Genomic DNA, 22,527 nt, shown 5'->3' on the forward strand with positions numbered 1-22,527 from the left:
CAAACTTGTATGCAAGACGGAATCCATGGCCACCGTTTCTGCTTCCCCTTCCGCCGACGCGGCACTGCCTTTTACGATCTCCGGCATCCTGTCCGCCTACCGCCTCGGGCAATTGACGCCCAGCGACATCGTGCGCGCGACGCTGGCTCGCATCGACGCGTTTGATCGGGACGAGGTTTGGATCGCGCGCTTTGCGCCGTCGATTCTGTTAGATCGGGCAGCGGCATTGGACGCCTTGCTCACAGAACATGGCGCGGCAATTCTGGAACGCATGCCGCTGTTCGGCATTCCCTTCGCCGTAAAGGACAATATCGACGTGGCGGAGCTGCAAACCACGGCCGGCTGCCCGCCCTTTGCGTACGAACCGGCCGGATCCGCTTTCGCGGTGCAATGCCTGCTGAACAGTGGCGCGATCGCGATCGGCAAAACGAACCTCGATCAATTCGCCACCGGCCTGGTAGGTACCCGCTCGCCCTACGGCGCGGTCCGCAATACCTTCGCGCCGGAACGCGTCTCGGGCGGCTCGAGCTCAGGTTCCGCCGTGGCGGTGGCGGGACGGTGCGTCGCTTTCTCGCTGGGCACCGATACGGCAGGCTCCGGGCGCGTGCCGGCCGGCTTCAATGGCCTGGTCGGGCTGAAGCCATCGCTCGGGCTGGTGAGCAAGGCGGGCGTGGTGCCGGCCTGCCGAACACTCGATACGATTTCGATCTTCGCCCATGACGTCGACGACGCCTGGCGCGTGCTGACCCAGATGGCCCGCTTCGATGAGAACGATGCCTACGCACGGCGCGTGACGCCGCTGGGCCTTCCTCACGCCCCGCTCCGTCTGGGCGTGCCGGACACGCTCGCATTCTATGGCGACACGCACGCGGAAGCCGCCTTCGCCAACACGCGCACCGCGATCCTGGATACGCTCGGGTGTGCCGCCGAAACGATCCCCTTCGCGCCACTGGCCCGCGTCTCGGCGTTGCTTTATGACGGACCCTGGGTGGCGGAAAGACGGGCCGCAGTAGGCGCGTTCTTCGATCAGTCACATGACGCTATCGATCCGACCGTCGCAAAAGTCATCGCCAAGGCCGACAACTTCAGCGCGGTAGATGCGTTCAACGGCCTCTACGAATTGGCCGAACTACGTCGCTCTGCGGAAGCCCTTTTTGAGACAATCGATGTCTTACTCGTGCCGACAACGCCGACGCATCCGTTGATCGCCGATGTCCAAGCCGATCCGATCGCACTGAACAGCCAGCTTGGCTATTACACGAACTTCGTCAATCTGCTGGATCTGGCCGCGCTGTCGGTGCCCTGCCTCGCGCGCGACGATGGCTTGCCCGCAGGCGTGACCCTGATCGCGCCGAGCGGCGCGGATCGACGCCTCGCCGTACTCGGCGCGCAAATCCAGGCCTCGTTCGCAGGGCGCGCATCGCGCCACGCCGCCGCCCTCACGACGCAGGGCATTGCGGCTACCGCGGACGCTTTCTCTCCAAACGAGATGCCGCTACCTTTTCAGGAGCCAACGGTCGCACTCGCCGTCGTCGGGGCGCATCTACGCGGACAGCCGCTGAACTGGCAACTGCAAGAGGCCGGCGCACGCTTTATCAAGACAGCACATACGGCGCCGATCTACCGTCTCTACGCGCTGCGCAATACCGTACCGATGAAACCCGGCCTGATGCGAGTCGATGCGGCAAACAGCGCCGCACCCGCAGGACAAGCCATCGAGGTGGAAGTCTGGGAAGTGCCCCTGCGCACCTTCGGCAAGTTCGTCATGGACGTTCCGGCGCCGCTCGGCATCGGCACCGTGCAATTACAAGATGCCGTACAGATCGGCGATACGCCAGCCAGCAATACGGTGAAAGGCTTCATCTGCGAAGCGGCGGCACTAAGCGGGGATCCAGCCATCACGCCCGACATCACGTCATTCGTCGGATGGCGTGCCTATCTACAAAGCTAGAGCGTTCACCATGAAGCAGTTCATCGCAGCGAAGCCTTATCCCTGGCCTTACGATGGCGATCTCCGTCCGAACAATACGGCGCTGGTCATCATCGACATGCAAACGGATTTCTGCGGCCATGGCGGATACGTCGATAAGATGGGCTATGACCTGCGTTTGACGCGCGCGCCGATCGCACCGATCTCCGCCGTTCTAGATGCGATGCGCCCTCTCGGTTATACGATCATTCATACGCGCGAAGGGCATCGTCCCGATCTGTCGGACCTGCCGGCCAATAAGCGCTGGCGAAGCCGCGCAGCCGGGACCGATGGCGTGGGTATCGGCGATGATGGGCCCTGCGGCAGGATCCTCGTGCGTGGCGAGCCTGGCTGGCAGATCATCGACGAACTCGCGCCGCTTCCCGGCGAGGTCATCATCGACAAGCCGGGCAAAGGTTCGTTCTACGCGACGGATCTCGAATTGATTCTGCGCACGCGCGGCATCGCCAACCTGATCCTGACCGGCATCACCACCGATGTGTGCGTGCATACGACGATGCGGGAAGCCAACGATCGCGGCTTCGAATGCACCGTGCTCGCCGATTGCTGCGGCGCGACCGATGTCGACAATCACGACGCCGCCCTGAAGATGATCCAGATGCAAGGTGGCGTGTTCGGCACTGTGTCGGACTCGCAGGCCTTGCTGGCAACCCTGGCTGCGTGATTCGGCGCCAGGCGTGTGGCGCGATATTATCGAGATGACCGCATCCGCGACGAACCGACTCTAGCGAGCAACCGATCATGACGACATGCACTATCGCGGCACTACCGGGACCGTTCGAATTCGACACGGCGACCACCGCTTTGGTGATCATCGATATGCAGCGCGACTTTATCGAGCCCGGCGGCTTTGGTGCGGCCTTGGGCAACGATGTCACGCAGTTGTCGAACATCGTTCCGACCGTCCAGGCCCTGCTGGCGTGGGCGCGCGGCCTGGGCATCCTGGTGGTTCACACGCGCGAATCGCATGCACCCGACCTGTCGGATTGTCCGGACGCCAAGCGACTCCGCGGCGAACCCAATATTCGCATCGGCGATCCTGGCCCGATGGGGCGGATCCTGATTCGGGGCGAACCGGGCAATGCTATCATCGCCGAACTCGCGCCGGTCGCCGGCGAGATTGTCATCGACAAGCCGGGCAAGGGCGCGTTTTACGCCACCCGGCTAGGCGAAAATCTGGCAGAACGCAGCATTACGCACCTGCTGTTCGCCGGTGTCACGACGGAGGTTTGCGTGCAGACGTCGATGCGCGAGGCGAACGATCGCGGCTATGCATGCCTGCTGGTGACGGACGCCACGGCCAGCTATTTCCCGGCCTTCTGGCAATCGACAGTAGACATGCTGGCCTCGCAAGGCGGGATCATCGGTTGGACCGCGCCCTTCGCGGCCGTACGCGGGGCCGATTGACGCGATCGCCTGGAAGCGGGGCCGAACATGGCACCGTCTGGATGCTTGACCGTTTTGCTGCCGGTATAGAGAAGAGAATCGCACGATGAATGACAATTCGAAGGCGTCGGATGCGTCTGACGAGTTGCCCGCGCCAGGCAAGACAACGAGCCTCAGGAATGCGGCGAACCCGCTTGCCGAACAGGTCTATCAAAAGCTGAAGGACGATATCTTCAGTTTTCGCCTCTTCCCCGGCGACCGCTTCTCTGAAAGCGATATCGCACAGCACTACGGCGTTTCTCGTACGCCGATGCGTGACGGCTTGTTCCGTCTGCAACGCGAAGGCTATCTCGAAGTAGGATTTCGTCGTGGCTGGAAAGTCGCGCCGATCAATTTCGAACAGCTCGACCAGCTCTACGATCTACGCATCGTGCTGGAAACGGCGGCGCTGGAGCGCATGACGTCGGCAAGCGAGACGGCGCGTCAGGTGATCGATGCATTGAAAAAGGTCTGGTGCGTGCCGGCGGAGGCGCGCGAGGGTGACCCGGTGACGATGTTCGCGATGGATGAGCATTTCCATCGGCAGTTGATCGTGTCGACAGGCAATGCCGAGATGCTGCGCGTCCATAACGATATCACCGAGCGTATCCGCATCGTGCGGCGCCTGGACTTCCTGAAGCAGCATCGCACGACGGCGACGTATGACGAGCACGCGAAGATGTTAAACCTGATCTCGCGGAATCGGCTAACCGAGGCGGTGATTCTGCTCCGCTCTCATGTCACCCAGAGCAAGCTCGAGGTCCGCAAGATTACGCTATCGATGCTGACCGATGCGCGCGAGAGCAAGCAACCGTTCGTGAACTAAGCTTGTCTCGATAAAGGTGCGCGTGGCGCCTCGATCGCCGTATCCCGAATTTAAAACGCCAGGCCGACACCCGCTCGCAGCGTCTGGTTCGTCGTGCTCGAAGACGGCTCATACACCAAGCCATCCACGACGTTCGACGCGCCGTATTTGAAATGGCTGATCTGGTAGGCCGCATTGACGTGGACGTGGCGCGTGATAGCGTAATCCATGCCGAGCGACCCCATCTCCGTCAGATCAGACCCGAGCTTGAACTTGCCGGACACATTATCGGCATTCATCGTGGCTGCGAACGTGCCGCCAACTTGCCCTTCGATACTGAAGACCAACTTAGGCGTCGCAGCCCATTGGCCGATCAAACCAACTCCGGCGCTATGGTGGCGATAATGCTCGTCATAGCCGAAGACCTTGTCCGTCGAATCACGTAGCCATTGGTGATAGCCGTAATACGCGTAGTAAATGACCTGACCGGTCGGCGTGAACGGAAACGCCTTACCCACCTTCACATTGATATCGGTCGAATAGACCCGCGTACCCGCCTCGTACGGAATGGTGGCGCCGGTGAAAACGTTTTGCAACGCGCCGTCATAGTCCGTACGGCCTTTGGAATAGGCAAAGCTTGCGCTTAGGTACACGTCTTGAATCCCGAGCATATCGCGCTGTACCGAGACCGTTCCTTGGTAAGAACCTTGGTATCCCGTTTCCGAATCCAGCGTCTGGTTTCGCGCCGATTCTTTGTAATTCGTATATTGGCCGCCCGCCGATGCCGTTAATTGGGTGTTTACACTTTGAAAGATATTGTCGGCATGCGCAGTAACAACAGCGCCCAAGCCTATCGATGCAAACAGGCAAGAGAGCCCACGACGCAATTGACTTTCACGCTTACGGGTCATTCGGATCGCAGAAAAAAAGCTTTCAGGCAGCAGCGACGACTTGGCAAGACGAGCACAGGAAACCATGGAATTCGATGAAGGGTCTGCGGTTGAACGTGCTGCGTAGCATAAACGAGAACAGTAAGAATTTGTAACGGAAAATTTTCTCGCAATTGAAACAGTCGTTTTGAAACGTCACCCGATACAGAAAAGTATGGTTGCAGCACGACAATCAATCAGACGCGTATCGGCCGCCTTGACCCGAAATCGATCGCACTATTGCGCGCGCTCGTCGGTCGCTTCCTCGCCGTGATGGGCCGCCCGGGCAAGGGCTATTCAGGTCATACAAATGACGTAACAAACGTCTGAATTCAAGGGTTTACGACTATGCAATTAGCCCTCAAGAAAGCGCGATGTAAGCCCGTTTACATGGGAAATACCCTGCCCCCGGAGTCGCCTCGCGATGAAGACCTCTACGAAATTACTGTCGCTTGTAGGCACCGCCCTGATCGGCGTGGCCGCTATCGCCGGCATCGCGCTGTATTTCCTCAATGCGTCGCTGCTTGACGGCCGTCGCGCGGAGGTCGTGAACCTGCTGAAGAAGGCCGAGCACATCGTTCAGTATTATCACGACCAACAAACCAATGGCACCCTGACGAAGGAAGCAGCGCAGGCCGCGGCGGTGCAGGCCTTGAACCTGGCCAATCCCGATCGCGTCAGCTATTACTGGGCGACCGACAGCGGGGGCGTCAACATCGTTCACCCGAACGGGGATCTCATCGGCAAGAAACTGGCGGGAAATCAAACCACCAGCGGCATGAGCGATGTGGATGCCTATCGCCAGGGCCTGGCGGCCAGTCACTTCGCGATGATCGACCTGCTGGTGAAGCGCAGCGCCGACTCGCCCGCCGTGCCGAAGCTGCAAGGCGTGTTCGAAGTGCCGGATTGGCAGTGGCGCGTGGGGACCGGCTTCTTTTATGACGATATCAATACCGCTTTCTGGCGCGTCGCGCGCGTGTTGATCGGCTTGTCCGCTGCGCTGTTTGTCGCCGTGGCCGTCATCGCGTGGGCGATCACCCGCAGCGTCCAGAAAACGCTCGGCGGCGAGCCGAACGAAGCAGCCCAATTCGCGACACAAATCGCCGCGGGCAACCTTGCCGCCGACGTGCATCTCGGCGAGGGCGACCAAAGCAGCTTGATGTATGCACTGCATGGCATGCGCGGGCGTCTGCGCGGTTTGGTGGAGGAGATCAAGCACGCGACCGATTCGATCGCAACAGGCTCGAACGAAATCGCGCAAGGTAATACCGATTTGTCGCAACGTACCGAGGAACAGGCCGCCTCGCTGCAGGAAACGGCGTCGAGCATGGAGCAACTGACGGCGACGGTGAAAATGAATGCCGACAACGCGCAGCAGGCCAGCCGTCTGGCGGCGGAAGCGTCGAGCGCGACGTCACGCGGCGGCGAAGCGGTGGATCAGGTCATCGGCACGATGCGCAATATCTCGGAACAATCGCAGAAAATCGGCAGCATCATCTCCGTGATCGAAGGCATCGCGTTCCAGACCAATATCCTGGCATTGAACGCCGCGGTGGAAGCGGCGCGCGCGGGCGAGGAAGGCCGTGGCTTCGCCGTGGTCGCAGGCGAAGTGCGCACCCTGGCGCAACGCAGCGCCAGTGCCGCGAAGGACATCAAGGACCTGATCGGTCAGTCGATCGCCCGCGTCGATCAAGGCACCGGTCAAGTCGAAGTGGCCGGCGAACGGATGACGGAAATCGTGCAATCGATCCGCCGCGTCAGCGACATCATGAACGAGATCGCCGCGGCATCGTCGGAACAGAGCAATGGCATCGAGCAGGTGAATCTCGCCGTCTCGCAAATGGACGAGGTCACGCAGCAGAACGCCGCGCTGGTCGAAGAAGCCGCAGCAGCAGCCGCATCGCTCGATCAACAGGCCGATCGCCTCCGCGATACGGTCGGCGTGTTCCGCCTGGCCTGAGCGTCGTCATCGCCGGGCGCCGTCGACGGCTGTTCGATTGCGCAAATCGGCGAACCACCTCCCCGCGCGTGTTACTGAAGCGACGGTCGATACGCACGGTTTTCAGCACCATTGCGTCGCTCGCCATCAAAGGGGCGGCGACTTTCTGTCGAGCACGACCTCCGCTGTCGGGACAATGATGGCGCTCGCCTACGGCTATCTAGATTGGGCATCCCGGCCCGTATAGCGCTATCGACGCGTGCGCTGCGCGAAGCGGGCTTTCCCACTGCGACGCCTGCTATCGGCGCGCGAAGCAGCTTCCGCGTCGGCGGCTCGCTTCCCGCTAATCTCTGGCCAACGCCCCCCCTTCGGTGGCACCTTCCTGGGAGATAGCCAAATGGGACTGTTCGATACCCTGACGTCAAAATTGTTCGGTACCGCCCACGCCAAGGGTGGTGATGCACCGGCCGGTACGCCTGCGGCAGGCGGCGATGCGGCTAACGCCCACGCGGATCCCCTGGTTCTGCTCCGCGAAAAAGCCGCCAAGCATCCCGAGAAGCTCGACTGGGAGCATTCGATCGTCGACCTGATGAAGCTGGTCGGCATGGATCACAGCCTGGAGGCGCGCAAGAAGATGGCTGAAGAACAGAAGTATCCGGGTGATATGAGCGACAGCGCGGCAATGAATGTCTGGTTGCATCAACAAGTGCTGGACTCCATCGCCAAACGCGGCAGCATCTGAGCGGCTATAGCAACAACGCCGGTTCGTCACGGGACCGCGGCGGGATCCGACGTCGTTAGTGTGCTTCGCCCCAAGACCGGATTCCGCCACCGCGCCGCGACATAAGCGACAATAGGGCTTCGCTACCGCAACCCGGCCGCGCGCCCCGCTGCTTCCTTCGTGCAGCGCACCGCGCTGCGGCATGCGCCAGGAGGAGATGCCGCCATGAAAGTCGCCATCGGACAGTACGTCGTCGGAAAGGACCCCATTGCCAATGCCGAGCAGGCGTCGGCGACCATCGTGCAAGCGCATCACGCAGGCGCGCATCTACTCGTGCTGCCGGAGATGGCGCTGGCGCTGGATGCGGCGGACCCGGATCTCGCCCGCCGCAGCGCACAGCCCTTGACGGGGCCCTTCGTTACTACACTGCGTCACGCCAGTGCCGATGCACCCGGCTTGACCGTCGTCTTCACGGTCCCCGTGCCCGTCGAAGGCAACGACACGCAGGACGGCGGCAAGGCCTATAACACGCAGCTCGCGTTGCGCGACGGCAAGATCGTCGCCGAATACCGCAAGATTCACCTCTACGACGCCTTCAATATGCAGGAGTCGAAGCGCATTGCGCCGGGCGACGCGGTTCCGCCTCTGCTCGATATCGACGGCATGAAGGTCGGCATGATGACCTGCTACGACGTCCGTTTCCCGGAACTCGCGCGTCGGCTGGCGATCGATGGTGCGGACGTCCTCGTGCTGCCCTCGGCCTGGATCAAGGGGCCGATGAAGGAATGGCATTGGGAAGTGCTCTGCACCGCCCGCGCGCTGGAAAATACCTGTTATATGGTGGCGTGCGGCGAATGTGGGCCGCGCAATATCGGCGCGAGCATGGTCATCGATCCGCTGGGCGTCTGCATCGCGCGTGCCGCGGAAACCCCGGCGCTGCTGTTCGCGGAACTGCTGCCGCAACGCATCGCCGAGGCCCGCGCCGCGTTGCCGTCGCTGGCGAACCGACGCTTCGAAACGCCGGCGCTGGCCGTCAATTCACATTCGAGATGAAAGCGAGATAGCCATTGGCCAGACCGCTGGCCGTTTCCATCTTCACGAACACGTTTTTGCCATAGAAGAACGGCAGACCGAAGTCCATCGTGCCGCTTTGCTTGTAGCCCAGATCGTTGAAGGCGTAATAGTTTTTGCTCCCGATCGTGCTGGACGCGTTGGCAATATTGATCGACGTCGCATACGTTCCCGTCGCGCCGGACACATTGGACGAGAACGTGGCGCTGCGCGTGACGGTACTGGTCGGACAGAACCAATTGGCCAGCCCGCTGGACGTACAAGTCGCAATCGAATCGTCCAGGTAATAGACGCTCGACCCGGTGTCGACGAAGGCGCTCGAGTTCGTCGTCCCGTTATAGGTCGACTTGAAATTGAACGCACTGTCGGTCTGTAGGACCGTGGCGCTTCCAACGGCATTGTTCGATTGCGTACCGACACCGAATACCACGGCCCCGGTCGCCGTGGCCGCTCCTGAATCCGAGATGGTCGGCATCTCGATAATGACGCCGTTGTTATTGACGGCGAATTTTGAGACCGGATTCGTCATCTGCTGCGACATCGGCACGGCTGTCGACACGGGGCTGGCGCAAGCGGTCGCCGACGTACATCCCCAATACGACGATGTCGGCGTAGCGGCGCAGGCCGAACCGCAATCCAGGATCATACCTTCCACGCCCAGGATGGCGTTACCGCCCATTGACGCCGCCGTCGTGTAATTATTCGCGCTTCCAGAGGAACAGCCGCTAGGTGCAGAGCCCGCCGCCGAGTCCGCGATCACTTGGATCGGGACGCTGGATGCCGATTCGCCACTCATCTTGATATCGGCGAGGCGACCCGTGCCCCAGGTATAACCGCTGAGGAACTGGCCGCAGACGGCCAGGTATTGGCTGCTCGACGCCAATTGAATACGCGACAGCGCGCTCAGCGAGTTCGGCACGGCCGACGCCAGTACGCGTAAGCCGACCGAGCCCGTGTCGAGGATCACGTTATCGACGGTGTCGCAGGTGCTACTGTTCGGCGCGCATACAGTGATGGTGACGAACGGCGCATTGATCAGACCGGCTTCCGGCCCTTGCTGAACGTTGATCGTCAGAACGTTGCTGGCCGCCGCGGCGATCGTGCTGGTGGCGGCGCTTGTCGATGTGCTGCTGGACGACGAGCCGCCACCGCCACCGCCGCCGCCGCCGCCGCCGCCGCAGGCCGACAGCATGCAGGCGGCAAGCAAGCCGACCAGCCAGGTCGATACGGTCGAAAGACGCGAGCGACGCACGCTCGGGAAAGAAGAAAATCGCATGATTCAGTACGGGTGAACGGCAAGCTAAGCGGGAACGAACGGTGCGCCGACACCGTATTGCCAGGCGGCGCGCCCTCTTTATTTGATGTCGGCGGTGTCCATGCCGGTGGGCACCAGGGCGGGGAGCCAAGCGCGTCCTGAAAAAGCGCCCGGATGGCCGGTGATCTGCACCACCATATTGTCCGTTTGCACATTGACCGGCGTGCCGCGGCTCCGTTGCGCGCCATTCGCGATATCGGATTCGTGTTCGGCCGCGCGAGCGCTCGCATACTGCGTGAACGCATTGCTACCAAGCAAGGACTGCAAATCCGGAATGAAGCGCCCGGCAAACGCGGCAGCAAAGACGGTCTGGTCGACGTTCAGATATTCGCGCTCGACCGTCCCATCCGCCAAGGTGCTCTGACGCACCGTATAGGTGGACGCGGTGCTCGCCGCCGTACTTGTGACGGCGGCTAGCGCCGTTGTCCCGGTGCGCGCCTGGAATGATCGCACCGCGGTGGCCGACAATTGTGCCGAAGCGGGGAGTTGTGGCGCGCCACCGAGATCGGCATGCGCGAGCGGGCTAACGGCAATCGCCAGCACCGACAACGCGGCGAGCGTCATCGCTTGCCGGCGGCCCCGTTGCGCTCGGATGCTATCGAAATGCGTCGAAAGAAATGCCAATGAATTCATCGGTACGACCTGCTTATTAAATAAACCGTATCAGCTAGAGGGCCAGCACATCAGGCTTTCGTGACTGTCATATTTCTTCGACAGCGCACATCGATACCCAATCGAACGTGTGATTCATGGCACCTTTCTATCTGCTGTCTTTATTGTGCCCGAACCGGCGCGCTGCGGCGCACCGTGCAGTGAAGATGCAACAGTCCTCGCACGGCGTGACAGTGCGCGATTAATGCTATCGTCGCGGCATCGGGTTTCACCCTAGCGTCTTTTTGTGGAGGGCAACGATCATGAAAGTAGCGGTCATGGGCGCCGGCGCAGTCGGTTGCTATTACGGCGGTATGCTGGCGCGTGCCGGTCACGATGTCGTACTGATCGGACGGCCCCAACACGTGGACGTGATCAATGCGCAGGGGCTGCGCTTCCAGACGGCACGCTTCGACGAAAGCATTGCCTTGCGTGCGAGTACGGAAACCGCCGCCATCGCCGATGCCGAGCTGGTGCTGTTCTGCGTCAAATCGATGGACACGGAAAGCACGGCCCGTGCAATGCAGCCCTTCCTGAAAGACGGCGCACTGATTTTGTCGCTGCAGAATGGCGTGGAAAACGCCGACGTACTGCGTGCCGTGCTGCATCCGCACGTCCAATCGGACAGCGCGGCGCCCGATGCAGGACGCGCCTCGGTAGCAGTTGCCGCGGCAGTCGTGTATGTCGCGGCGGCGATGGGCGACAACGGCCACGTCGTTCATCACGGCCGCGGTGAACTCGTCATCGAGCCCTCGGCCACCAGCAGCGCGGTGGCCGAAGCGATGATTGCCGCCGGCGTGCCGACGGAGGTATCGGCGAATGTCAAAGCGGCGCTATGGACCAAGCTGATCATCAACTGCGCGTATAACGCCTTGTCCGCCATCACGCAGTTGCCCTATGGTCTCCTCTATGCCGGCGCCGGCGTCGTGGAAACCATGCGCGCGGTCGTGGGCGAATGTCTTGCCGTCGCCCACGCCGATGGCATTCGCCTGACGCGCGACTTGTATGCCGATGTCGCGCTGATTGCCGAGACGATGCCGGGGCAGCGTTCCTCGACCGCGCAGGATCTGGCGCGCGGCAAGCTGACCGAGATCGATCATCTGAACGGTTTGATCGTTCGTAAAGGTGCGGCACACGGTATCGAGACGCCGGTGAACCGCACCCTGCATGCGCTGGTGAAACTAATCGAAGCGAAGCCGCACGCCCCTGCATGAGCGTGCGACGCGTCAATAGCCGTAGGTCAGATTGATGAAGACGCCCTGCGCGCGGTCATCGCCCGCAATGCGGAAGCGATACTGCACGCTGGCCTGCAGATACGATTGCGGCGCGTGATAGCGGTCCTCACGGAACTGGTAGCGGAACGTCGCTCCCACCCCGATACCGACGCCATAGCCGTTGTTGGTCAACTGGTTGTAGTCACCGCCGATAACCGCGTACGGGAAGATCGTCGCTTCCGGCTTGATCGCATCGATACGATAGGTCCGTCCCAGATCGGCTTCGGTGGTCCAGTAGTTCTTGCCCGCCTCGAGATAACGCCCCACTTCGCCGTAGAACGTGCCAGTCCACCAACTCGGCACGTCGTAACGAATCTGCGTGCCGAAGCCATTCGAATAGGCGGCCCGCGCCAGCCAGTCCGACGTGGCGTTGCGGCCGATCGGAATCTCGCGCTCCAAGGCGAGCACCAGATTTTGTCGGGCGAAAGGCCGACCGCGGATCCCCACGGCACCCGACAAACTGGCAATACCGGCATCGCGCGCGCCGCTATTCGATGCCGACGCGAAGCCGGAACGGTCATCCCACAAGGTGCCGCTGACGCGCGCGTAGACTTCGACCATATGGCCGCCCATATAGCCCCACGGACGCCAATAGCCTTCTACCGACGTCTGTAGCGATTTGTTCGAGCCGCTGGCGCTTGGGTTGTTCTCGAGCCCCGATGCAACGCCGGGCCGGTAGCTGGTGGAGACGGTGACGCCGCCGCGTCGATCGATCTCGCTTTCCGTGCGGCGCGTGTCGAGCAATACCGGCGGCGGGATCGTGATCGTGCCGGCGTCGTGCGCATCGATCGCGCGTTTGAAATAGCCACTGGCCAGCGGTGCATCGCCGGTCTGCAACATTGCATAGCCCGCGTCGAGATAGCCGGACGGCGGCAGGTCGCCATTCGCATCGGCGCGCTGAAAGCGGGCGGCAGCCAGCTTCGGCCGATTCGCCGCCGCGGCCAGATAGCCGGCCTGCAGATCCGGCACCGCATCGAGCACGCCATGCGCTACCGCATTGCCGGCCACGCTGCGTGCCTCGGACTGCCGTCCATCGGCATCCAACGCATCGATCAGCAAGAGCTGATGCGATGCGTCGTCGGGGGCGATGCGCACCGCGTCGCGCGCGCCGCGGACCGCCGCCGCATAGTCGCGCCGATCGAAGGCGCGCGCGCCGGCTTGATAGGCGTCGTAGGCCGGATCGTAGGGATAGGTCATGCACGCCGGGCCATAGGTGCTCAGCGTGCAGTCCAGGATCGGCGGCGCGACCGGACCGCGATTTGCAACGCCCGATATCGATGCGGAACCCGGCGCCGGGATCGCGATAGCGCGTTGCTGCGACGAGGCGGCCATCAGATCCGGGGTCATGCCGGCATCGGTGTCGGGCGTGGGCCGCGGCGGTGGCGGATACAGGCGCGCGAGTGTCGGTTCGTGGCCGGCCGTCAACGCTTCCGCTTCGTGCCAGCGCTGCGTCACCGCCACCGAATTGATGTCGGTCGGCGCCATGCTCGCGCCGCCACCGGACCGTGCGAGGGCGTCGTGCAAGGGCTGGAGCGCGGCGCGTGCCAGCGGGGCATCGCTCAGATACAAGGCGAGGTCGGCAATACTGAGGCGCGCGTTGATGACGCGTGTCCGCGCCGCCAGGGCGACATTGACGGCAGTGTCGGCCGGCGTCGCATCGGCGGCCTTGTCAGCATTGTCGGGACGCGGCGCGGCGACGGGATAGGGCGTCGCGTCGAGCGACGGCAGTTTGCCGAGTGCCGACCTCGCATCGGCGATCGCCTCCGCACGCTGGCTTTGCTGGGCGCGGGCGAAAGCACGCCATACACAGAACGTCGCGCCGGCGGGATCGCTATCGCTCGCGCCGGTCGCGCTGTGCAGCGCCATGGCCTCGGTCGCCGCCGCGTCGGCCAAGGCCGGCTGCTTGTCCGCTAGCAAGGCGGCGATCAGCAATTCGCGATACGTCGGGTCGTTCGGCGCGAACATCACGGCGGTCTTGGCCTCCTTGACGGCCTGCGGCGTGTCGCCCGTTTTCAAGGCAAGCGCGGCGGCACTCGCGTCCGGAATGGCGAGGCGTGCACCGACCACCGCGCGTCGGTCGGCCAAATCGCGCGCCGCATCGGCTTGTGACAGAGCCGCCGTATTGGCATCGCCGCGACCTGACGTCCCCGCAGTGCCAGCCGCTGTTTGCGGCGCGCTTGGGTCCATCGCCAGTGCGCGCTGGATCGCCGTGTAGGCCTCCGCGTCCTTGTGTTGCGCCGCCAGCGTGTCGACCATCAACAGGCGCATCGCCATCGAATTCGGATCCAGATCCAGCGAATGCCGCGCCGCTTCCTGCGCAGCCGGATAATCCTGTCGCGCATACGCCCGATAGGCATCCTGAGCGGCAAGGAACGCTGGCGTCGGCGTATAGGGTCGCCCGGCTAGCAGAATCTGCTGCCGTCGGGCCGTGAGCGCACGCTGATCGCCAAAGGCCTTGTGCGCGTCATCGATGACCTTGATCGCATCGCTTTGATGGCCGCCCGCCGCAAGCGCATTGGCCAGCAGCAGACGCAGCGCGAGCACGTCCGGGCGCTGCCGGATCGCTTCACGTGCCTGCGACGCGCTGGCGTCGTACCGGCGCGCGTTGTAATCGTCTTGCGCTTGTTGCGCCACCGCATAGGCCGAACCGCTTAGCGGCAAGGGCAGCGTCGCGTCCGCATGCGCAAGCGCGATCACGCCGCCCAGCAGCAGCGGTGCGACGCGGCGCAGCGCAAGAGGAATGCGTCGATCAGTCATTGCAATAGCCGCTCGACGAGTTGATTGGAAACATAGTGAGGTCCGTCGAACAGATAGACGCGATAGCCTTGATAAGCCAGTAATTGCGGCCGGAGTTCGTCGGCCGTCGCGGCACGAAAAAGCGGCGCGGGCGCGGAGGCCGCCGCCGTCTCCGCTGCCGCAGCGCTTGCCGGCGTGTCCCCTCGCACGGGCGGCAGCGGGCGAAACGCCTCGGCAATGACGCGCACGCGCTGGGCGCCAAAACGGCCGACGAGGGCATCCACATAGCTGCGCGCCACGGGCGCGGTACGGGCGTACACGCCCACGCCGTCCTGAAACAGCACGCCGATGTCGTCGGCTAGCCAGGAGGCGAGCCAGCGCGCCAACGCCGCGCCGCCGATATTCGAGCGGTCGTAGACACTGATCCACAAGGGCCGCGGCAGGTTCGCAAGCGCTTCGCGCAACTGCGGCGCCTGTGCCCACGTGGGATCGACCTCGACCGGGAAATACCATCCCTCGATGTCCAACGGCATCGTGCCGTTGTCGCTGCGCTGCCGTCGGATCGCCTCGGCCAACTGCCGCGATTGCGCCACGAGCGTCGGTATCGCCGCCCGCGCGTGCGGCTCGCTCGACATCCCCGCCAGCCCCATCAGGATGCGCTGCGCCCAGGGCATGTCGGCGATCCGACGCCACTCGGGCAGGCGCGGCGCCGGGCTGAATGCCGCCGATTCCGCAGGATCGGGCAGCGGCACGAAGGCAATGCCGTCGACCGCGCTCCACTGCACCATCAGGTCGGTCACGCCCAAGGCATCCCATCGGCCCGCCGGATCGATGTGCGCATTGTCGAGCTGCCAGACCAATCCTTGCGCCAGCCCGGGTGCCTGGCAGCCGCCCAATAGCGGCGTGGCGCACGACGCCGCGAACGCGGACGCCGTCGAGACGCCGAGCGGCGTACCGGCGAGCGTTTTCCACAAGCCGCCACGGCCGAGCACCAAGGCCGCCGAGCCATGACGCGCCATGGCTCGCAGCACCGTGCGACGCCCGGCCTTCATGTGGCCCCCAACATCGCGCCCGCCGGCATATCGTCGCCCGGTGGATGCGGCAGCGCCCACGCCGGCACCGGCTGCGCGGCGGTGACTTCCCGGGCGCGCGCCTGCGCCGCGATGGCGGCCTGCAAGCCCTCCGGCGTGATCACGCCCTCGGCGACCATGAAGTCCCCGATCCGTCCATGACGCTCCGGCTTGTAGCGCGACAGCACCTCAAAAAAGTGCTCGCGCGTTACATAGCCGAATTCGATCAACAAGTCGCCGAGCAAGGGCACGCGCGTTTGCTTGACCGCCTCGTCGGTTCGCGTGCCGCGTAACATCCGGATGCCGGTCGCGATTTCGCTCTCGCTGGCGACCTGCTGCGCGACGCGATGCACGTCGTCATAGCCCATCGCGGCGGCGAGTTCCGCCAGCGTCTCGTTCGACAGGACGCTGGAACTGAGCAGGATCGTATGGCCCAGTTCGTCCTCGCCATGCACCAGCACGCTGTGCTGCGTGGCGACGTCGAGCGGCAAACGGTCTCGATTCGCTTCGATAATGGCGGGATCGAAATGCGCGCGCTCGATATCGCCCTGGAAGGCAATCGCCTCGGCCAGCGTCTCTTCGTCGAGCCAGCCGCGCGTCATCAGGACACGCCCCAAAGGCACCTGCCGCGCGAAGTCGTCCTGCAACGCCTCTTCCAATTGCGCTGGTTCGATGGCCTGCCAGGACACCAGCAATTCCCCGAGCCGCAGATGGCGCCCGGCGACGAGGCCGTCTTCCGACGGGAAGTCGTGCATCGTCTTGTCCCAGACCAGACGCTTGCCCGTGAACAGGTGATAGCTGAACAGGCGCCAGGCGCGCGTGACCGCCAGGAAGTTGACGAAATTGCTGACCACGCTGCGGGGGATGGCGATCAAGGCCTGCTCCCACCCATACAGCCGCGAAACGAAATAGGCGCGTTGCGTGACGCGCAGGATGACCATCACCGCATTGACGACGAGCACGAAACGCAGCCACCGCGCCTCGATCACCGGCGACGGTATCGGCAGCCAATCGAAGCCGATCCCCGCGACGATGATCAGCACCAGATACTGAATCGCCACCACATAAGCGAACATGCCGATAAAGGCGGTGACGATGCTCTTGCGATCGCGGAACAGCAAATAGCGTTGCGCGAACGTGCCGGTCCAGCCGGTCTGCTGCCAATTCTGCAGGCCGATCCCCATCACCCAGCGGGCCTTCTGCCGATAGGCGGCACGCAGATTGTCCGGAAAATATTCGCGCACGCACAGCGGCATCGTCAGCGTGAATTCCTTTGGCGGCAGCAGCCCGAACAGGCGCGTGCGCAGGGTGCGGAACTGCACCGGGAAACGCGCGAAGATCGATGTCATGCCCATGCGACCGAGTCGTGTGCCGACGTCGTAGTCTTCGGTCAGGCTGTCCGGGTTGAACGGTTGGCGGTCCGTGGTCTCGATCAATCGCTGCATCGCGCGACGCGAGAAACAGGTGCCGGTGCCCGCCGACGGCACGGTGCCCGTGATGCTTTCGCGCACGACCAGATCCTTGCCGTGCCACTCGGCGAACTCGTCCATATAGGTGCCGGCGACGAGCTCATACCAGTTCCGCTCGAGCGACACCACCGGCAACTGAATCATGTCCTTGCGCGGCAGCAGGTAATTGAAGAACTTCAATTCGAGCGGATGCAGCACGTCCTCGCTGTCGTGCATGACCATGCCGGCGAACAGCATGCCGTGCTGCTGTTCGTAGTGGAGCACCGCCTGCACCACCCAGTTCAGGCAGTCGGCCTTGCACGTGGGACCGTCGTGCGGGACTTCCACGCGGCGCAACTGCTTATAGCGACGACGCATCCGTTCGACCTGATCGATCGTGGCGGCATCGTTCTGGTAGGTACCGACGAAGATCACGTAGTTGCGATATTCGAGCACCCGCACCGCATCCTCGATCATCGCGGCGATCACATCGTGCTCGTGCCACGCGGGCACCATGATCGCCAGCATCTGCTCGTCGCGACCGCGCAATTGCGCGACCGTCAACGGACGATAGTTGCGCTTGATCGTCAGCGAACGGTAGATCTCGCGGACCCAGAACCAGGCATCGATGAACAGGTCGTCGAGGCTGGAAAACAGGATCAGCGTGGCGAGAAAGGACGCGCAGTACTCAAGGACCTTGTAGTACTCCGCGACGTAGTAGGCGCTATAGACCGTCATGCGCGGCGCCCTTCAGGATGCGGTCATGACGACCGCAATCGACATCATTCATTGGCGCCCCGCTTATGGCTTGCGATCCGTGGGACTGGCAGGCGGTTTGGCCGTGCTTCCCGATGCCCCGTTGCCGTTACCGTTACCGTTACCGTTACCGTTCGCATGCCCATTGCCATTGCCATTGGCCCGGCCGTTGCCGTTCCCGTTGCGCGTGTCGCCGACATCGTCGTAGGCCAAGCCACGGTTATGCGCTGCCAGTTCGCGTCGACGGCTTGCGCGACTGCGCGCCAGCGCCGCCACGATGACCAGCAGCAGGAAGGCAAGCAGCAAGGCCAGCGGAATGACCCAGCTCAGCCGCAGACGCGTCCAGGCGGCGGCCTTGGCCAGGCCACTCTCGTTGATGCCGTCGAGGTGATCGGTGTCCATGCCCTTCAGCAGACCACTGTGATCGAAGACGGCGACATTGCCCGGACCGATATCCAGATTGTTGGCGATCGACACGTTCTGCCGACCGGCATGCCGATACACGATGCCGTAATGGTCGGCGGTATGCTCGACGTCAAGCAAGCCGACGCCGGCGTTCGCCCCATCACGCTGCCCCACGCCATTGGCATCCCAGATCACCCGATTGTTCGGCGCGGTGATCTTCATCCGATCGTCCGAGAGCGACAACGGTGCCCCCGACAGCGCGTCCATCGGCGCATCGACGGCCAGGAAGGTGCCCGAGACGCTGGCCTTCTGACCGGCCGGCACGACCGTCAACGTCGCATGATGCGGCGAAACCGCCGAGACGGTGGCAATCCGCGTCAGACGCGCCAATGCATCAGGGGCCGTATCGAGCGACGCAGCCGGCACGATCACATTGACGCCGTCGGCGAAGCGCGACGCCATGCCGGTGAAGTCCGCCGTCGGCGTGGCGGTGCCGAGCAGCAGATGACTGGTCGGCAGAATCGCGACCGGGCCGCCCTCGGAGTTACGGCAACCGGTATTCGATTCGCGCTCGAAATGGATGCGCAGCTGACTGCGCGCGCCCAGCGTGTATTGCGGGATATCGAAGCTGACGCGCTGTTCGCGGCCGTCCATATTCAGCAGCTTGGCGCCCACCAGCGTGTCGTTCATGAAGACCGATGCCACGACTGGCGTGTTTTCGCTATCGGGGGAGCCTGCCAGATCGAGCACGACCTGCTTCGGCTGCCGTCCCTTCGAACTGACGGCACCGAGATCGAAAAGCGCGGACCAGTCGGTGACACGTTGCACGCCCACCGCCTCCGGCTGCGCACCAAGTGCGGCAAGCGAGATCTTGTCGCTCTGGCCCATGATCGGCGCCACCGCATCATGCACGACCAGATTGTTCGAGACATCGATCGGGCGCCAGATTGCCGAGAAGGTATCCACCGCCTGACGGTCGCCCAACACGATGATCGCCTGACCGGCGACATGCGCGACGCGTGCCTGCCCCTGCTCCAGCGGCGCGGTCAGTCCATTCAATGCGCCGTTGCGCCAGCCGTCGAAAGCCTGCGTGGCTTGCGGGCCGGCGGCGTTCACTTCGGTGCCCAAGGCGTCGACTTCGCGGTTCAACAGGCTGCGCAAGGCGTCGTCCATGACGACGAAGTCGGCCTGGAAAGCGCGCGACGAGCCGACGACCAGCAAGGCCGCAGCCTCGGCATCGTTCGCGAGCGTGTGGTTGCCGCTGCCGTTTAACGCAGCAAAGGCCGGGATCGATCGCAGTGCCGCCGGCACCCTGACCTTGCTCAGGTCGATCGTGTCGCCGGCTTTCGGGAAGGCGTGGAATTGCGGCGCCGTGCCATCCTGTTCGAGCAGTTCGCCCGTGCGCCATGCGGCATCGAACGCGCCGGCCGAGACCGAGCCCGATCCGACGATCACGGCCGGATCACGCGGCAAGGCACTCCACGCTGCGCGCAGATCGCGGACGGCACGGGTGTCGTAGCTATAGTTCAGCCGCGTGCCGGTATCCACGCGCAGGATGTTGCCGCGGAACGGCTGGTTCACGCAGCGATACACATCGAGGATCGTCCACCAGCGGACGCCGAAGCGCAGAAAGCCGCGATCCCGCGCGGCACCGCTGACGCCCAAGGCCAGGCCGGCATCGCCATCGGTCGCGGTGATCGCACGCGACGACACCGGCGAGCCGTCGAGCGACAGCACCAGCGTGGTCCGCCCGCCATCGCCCCGCATATAGCTGCCATCGAAATTCAAGGTCGGCTTGCCGAGCGGCACGCCTTCGGGCACTGGGAAATAATATTCGCGCACGCTGCTGGTGGTATCGAGCGGATCGACCTCCGGCACGCCCAGCTGTCGCAGCGCCACCGTGCGGCTGACGATGGATTGCCCCACGCCGGCGAAGGCATCGGCGAGGCTGCCGTTGCCGCCCACCGGGGTGCGCGGCGTGGTATCGGCCGCCGCAACCGCGGATGCCGGGGACGGCGCATCGGTGGCGACCGTGCCCGAAGCAGCGGTATCCGATGTCTGCGTTGCCGGCGTCGCGGAAGCCGCCCGGCTCGCCTTTACCGGCGTCCGATGCGCACCGTGGGCGTCGTACGGTGCGGCCATGACCGCGCCCTCCGCGCACAGCACCGTTACCAGTGACGCGCCAATCGCGTGACGTATGACTGAACGTGCTTGAAGGGACAGGGACACGGCTTTCAAGGGAACTCCTTACTCGGCAAAAAAAGGGGCCAAGGGGTGTCGGCCAGCCGGCCGGCAGCACCCGTCGCGACGTATCGATACGTCGGCACCACGAGACACAGAGAGGGCGGCCTGCCTTGCTTGGCGGTCTGCTTGCTATCGGTGTGTTTCTTCCGCGGGCGCGACACGCGCTGCGGCGGATGTCGTCGTCAGGCAATCGCGCGAAACAACGGCGAGACATTTCCACGCGCCTTCACCGGCATCGGTTCGAACTCGTGGACATCGCGCCCGGCCAACACGCCTGCGATGCGTTCGCAGGCATGCCCGTCCCCATACGGGTTGATGTCGAAGGTAGCGCTGGCGGCAGCCGGATCGGCCATGGCCAGCCGTTCCAGACAGGACAGCACGCCATTGCGAATGGCTTTGCGATTCGTCCCGACGAGCCGCACGGTCCCGGCCTCGACGGCCTCGGAACGTTCGGTCACTTCCCGCATGACGAGGACCGGCTTGCCAAGCGAGGGCGCCTCTTCCTGGATGCCGCCGGAGTCGGTGAGGATAATCGCCGCGCGCTGCATCAAACGCACGAAACTCAAATAATCGAGCGGCGGGATCAGATGGACATTCGGCGCGTCGCCAAGGATTGCATTGACCGGTTCCTGAACCTGCGGATTGAGATGGACCGGATAAACAATCTGGATACGATTAGTACGTGCCAGATCATGCAGCGCGCCGCAGATCTGCTCGAAACCATCTCCGAAATTCTCGCGGCGATGACCGGTTACCAATAGCACCGGCAACGCCGGATCGAGCGTGGGCAGCGCCGCATCGAGACGTGCGCGCAATGCCGGGTCGGCTTCGATCTTTTGTGCGATGACGCGCAAGGCATCGATAACGGTATTGCCGGTGACGACGATACGACCGCTCAATGACTCGGCCTGCAATTTGTCGCGCGCCGATGGCGTGGGCGCGAACATCAGGTCGCTGATGACGTCGATCACGCGCCGGTTCATTTCTTCCGGCCAGGGCGAGGCCAGATCGCCAGTGCGTAATCCCGCTTCCACGTGCGCCACAGGAATTCGGCGATGGAATGCCGCCATGGCCGCCGTGGTGGCCGTGGTCGTATCGCCATGCACCAAGACGCGGTCCGGCGCGTGCTCGACCAGCACGTCATCCAGCGCGGACAGCATGCGCCCGGCCAACCCGTTTAAGGATTGGTTCTCGGTCATGACGGACAGATCGACCGTCGGCGTTATCTCAAAAATAGACAGCACCTGATCCAGCATGGCGCGGTGTTGGCCGGTCACGCAGACAATCGATTCGATGTCTGCTTCTCGCGATAGCAAGTGGACGAGAGGCGCCATCTTGATCGCCTCCGGTCGTGTGCCAAAAATCGAGAGGATACGGGTAGTCATTCGGGCTTCCCTGATTCTGGTGATGCAAATCGCTTTTCGAAGTACCGCACCGAAAACACGAGCGCGATACTCCGAACGTCTGTCTTATCATAGGCACAGCGCCCCTAACGCATCCGAACCTCGATTGCGAAACAGGCGAGGCAGAATTCCGTATGCCTATGATTTAATTAAGGAATGCAGCAGATCGATCGATTTGTTATCAAATGTATCCAGCGCAGGCCCGTTGCGCGAAAACTTTCGCGCCAATCCCCCGAGTAGGGTATTCGCCCGTGTTAAACGGGTTATGGCGATGGCAACGACGTAGTCCATTGCGCAAGCCTCGGCAAATACCCATAAATGAATCGTTTTCGAGCGCTGAACATC

At 63.2% G+C, this 22,527-nt stretch carries 16 protein-coding genes; 8 read left to right on the forward strand and 8 right to left on the reverse strand.

The genetic code is table 11. The features are described 5' to 3' along the window. The first annotated feature begins 25 nt into the window (after positions 1-25). The 4 genes from atzF to ABEG21_RS00185 all read left to right on the forward strand — a co-directional run bounded on the left by atzF (position 26) and on the right by ABEG21_RS00185 (position 4,241). Complete coding sequence (atzF, locus tag ABEG21_RS00170; RefSeq protein ID WP_347555297.1) at positions 26-1,951, forward strand: allophanate hydrolase; 1,926 nt, start codon at positions 26-28, stop codon at positions 1,949-1,951. A gap of 10 nt (positions 1,952-1,961) precedes the next feature. Continuing rightward, positions 1,962-2,654, forward strand: coding sequence for an isochorismatase family cysteine hydrolase (locus ABEG21_RS00175; RefSeq protein ID WP_347555298.1), 693 nt, complete (start codon positions 1,962-1,964; stop codon positions 2,652-2,654). Between the two features lie 77 nt (positions 2,655-2,731). After that, positions 2,732-3,397, forward strand: a complete 666-nt coding sequence (locus ABEG21_RS00180) for an isochorismatase family cysteine hydrolase (protein ID WP_347555299.1) — start codon at positions 2,732-2,734, stop codon at positions 3,395-3,397. An 85-nt stretch (positions 3,398-3,482) separates the two neighbouring features. After that, positions 3,483-4,241, forward strand: coding sequence for a GntR family transcriptional regulator (locus ABEG21_RS00185; protein WP_347555300.1), 759 nt, complete (start codon positions 3,483-3,485; stop codon positions 4,239-4,241). A gap of 50 nt (positions 4,242-4,291) precedes the next feature. Here the strand turns inward: ABEG21_RS00185 and ABEG21_RS00190 are convergent, their stop codons facing one another. Next, complete coding sequence (locus tag ABEG21_RS00190) at positions 4,292-4,873, reverse strand: hypothetical protein (RefSeq protein ID WP_347555301.1); 582 nt, start codon at positions 4,871-4,873, stop codon at positions 4,292-4,294. A 700-nt stretch (positions 4,874-5,573) separates the two neighbouring features. Here ABEG21_RS00190 and ABEG21_RS00195 point away from each other — a divergent pair. From ABEG21_RS00195 to ABEG21_RS00205, 3 genes are all read left to right on the forward strand, one after another. After that, the gene (locus ABEG21_RS00195; RefSeq protein WP_347555302.1) at positions 5,574-7,109 is read left to right on the forward strand and encodes a methyl-accepting chemotaxis protein; all 1,536 of its coding nucleotides are present in this window, start codon (positions 5,574-5,576) and stop codon (positions 7,107-7,109) included. 376 nt (positions 7,110-7,485) lie between these two features. Further along, positions 7,486-7,830 carry a DUF3597 domain-containing protein gene (locus tag ABEG21_RS00200; protein ID WP_347555303.1) on the forward strand — a complete coding sequence of 115 codons (345 nt, stop codon included), beginning with the start codon at positions 7,486-7,488 and terminating at the stop codon, positions 7,828-7,830. A 204-nt stretch (positions 7,831-8,034) separates the two neighbouring features. Next, positions 8,035-8,862 carry a deaminated glutathione amidase gene (locus tag ABEG21_RS00205; protein ID WP_347555304.1) on the forward strand — a complete coding sequence of 276 codons (828 nt, stop codon included), beginning with the start codon at positions 8,035-8,037 and terminating at the stop codon, positions 8,860-8,862. Here ABEG21_RS00205 and ABEG21_RS00210 read toward each other — a convergent pair. Continuing rightward, on the reverse strand, positions 8,843-10,156 hold the full coding sequence (locus tag ABEG21_RS00210; RefSeq protein WP_347555305.1) for a DUF3443 family protein: 1,314 nt from the start codon (positions 10,154-10,156) through the stop codon (positions 8,843-8,845). The genes ABEG21_RS00205 and ABEG21_RS00210 overlap by 20 nt on opposite strands. Positions 10,157-10,234: 78 nt before the next feature. Continuing rightward, the gene (locus tag ABEG21_RS00215) at positions 10,235-10,828 is read right to left on the reverse strand and encodes a DUF2844 domain-containing protein (RefSeq protein ID WP_347555306.1); all 594 of its coding nucleotides are present in this window, start codon (positions 10,826-10,828) and stop codon (positions 10,235-10,237) included. 281 nt (positions 10,829-11,109) lie between these two features. On the opposite strand from ABEG21_RS00215, the gene ABEG21_RS00220 reads away from it, so the two are divergent. Continuing rightward, complete coding sequence (locus tag ABEG21_RS00220) at positions 11,110-12,060, forward strand: ketopantoate reductase family protein (RefSeq protein WP_347555307.1); 951 nt, start codon at positions 11,110-11,112, stop codon at positions 12,058-12,060. A 12-nt stretch (positions 12,061-12,072) separates the two neighbouring features. Here ABEG21_RS00220 and ABEG21_RS00225 read toward each other — a convergent pair whose 3' ends face one another. From ABEG21_RS00225 to wecB, 5 genes are all read right to left on the reverse strand, one after another. Next, a complete protein-coding gene (locus ABEG21_RS00225) occupies positions 12,073-14,877 on the reverse strand; it encodes a hypothetical protein (RefSeq protein WP_347555308.1) in 2,805 nt (934 codons plus the stop codon). Continuing rightward, positions 14,874-15,908 (reverse strand): hypothetical protein, encoded by a 1,035-nt coding sequence (locus tag ABEG21_RS00230; RefSeq protein ID WP_347555309.1) that lies wholly within the window; start codon positions 15,906-15,908, stop codon positions 14,874-14,876. Before ABEG21_RS00230 ends, ABEG21_RS00225 begins: the two co-directional genes overlap by 4 nt. Further along, a complete protein-coding gene (locus ABEG21_RS00235) occupies positions 15,905-18,112 on the reverse strand; it encodes a glycosyl transferase family protein (RefSeq protein ID WP_347555310.1) in 2,208 nt (735 codons plus the stop codon). The genes ABEG21_RS00230 and ABEG21_RS00235 overlap by 4 nt, the downstream gene beginning before the upstream one ends. Positions 18,113-18,175: 63 nt before the next feature. Further along, positions 18,176-20,773 (reverse strand): cellulose synthase, encoded by a 2,598-nt coding sequence (locus ABEG21_RS00240; RefSeq protein ID WP_347555311.1) that lies wholly within the window; start codon positions 20,771-20,773, stop codon positions 18,176-18,178. Positions 20,774-20,961: 188 nt separating this feature from the next. Next, the gene (gene wecB / locus ABEG21_RS00245; RefSeq protein WP_347555312.1) at positions 20,962-22,164 is read right to left on the reverse strand and encodes a UDP-N-acetylglucosamine 2-epimerase (non-hydrolyzing); all 1,203 of its coding nucleotides are present in this window, start codon (positions 22,162-22,164) and stop codon (positions 20,962-20,964) included. Positions 22,165-22,527 lie beyond the last annotated feature (363 nt).

Origin of the sequence: Robbsia sp. KACC 23696 (assembly GCF_039852015.1) — a bacterium.
Taxonomy (GTDB): Bacteria; Pseudomonadota; Gammaproteobacteria; order Burkholderiales; family Burkholderiaceae; genus Robbsia.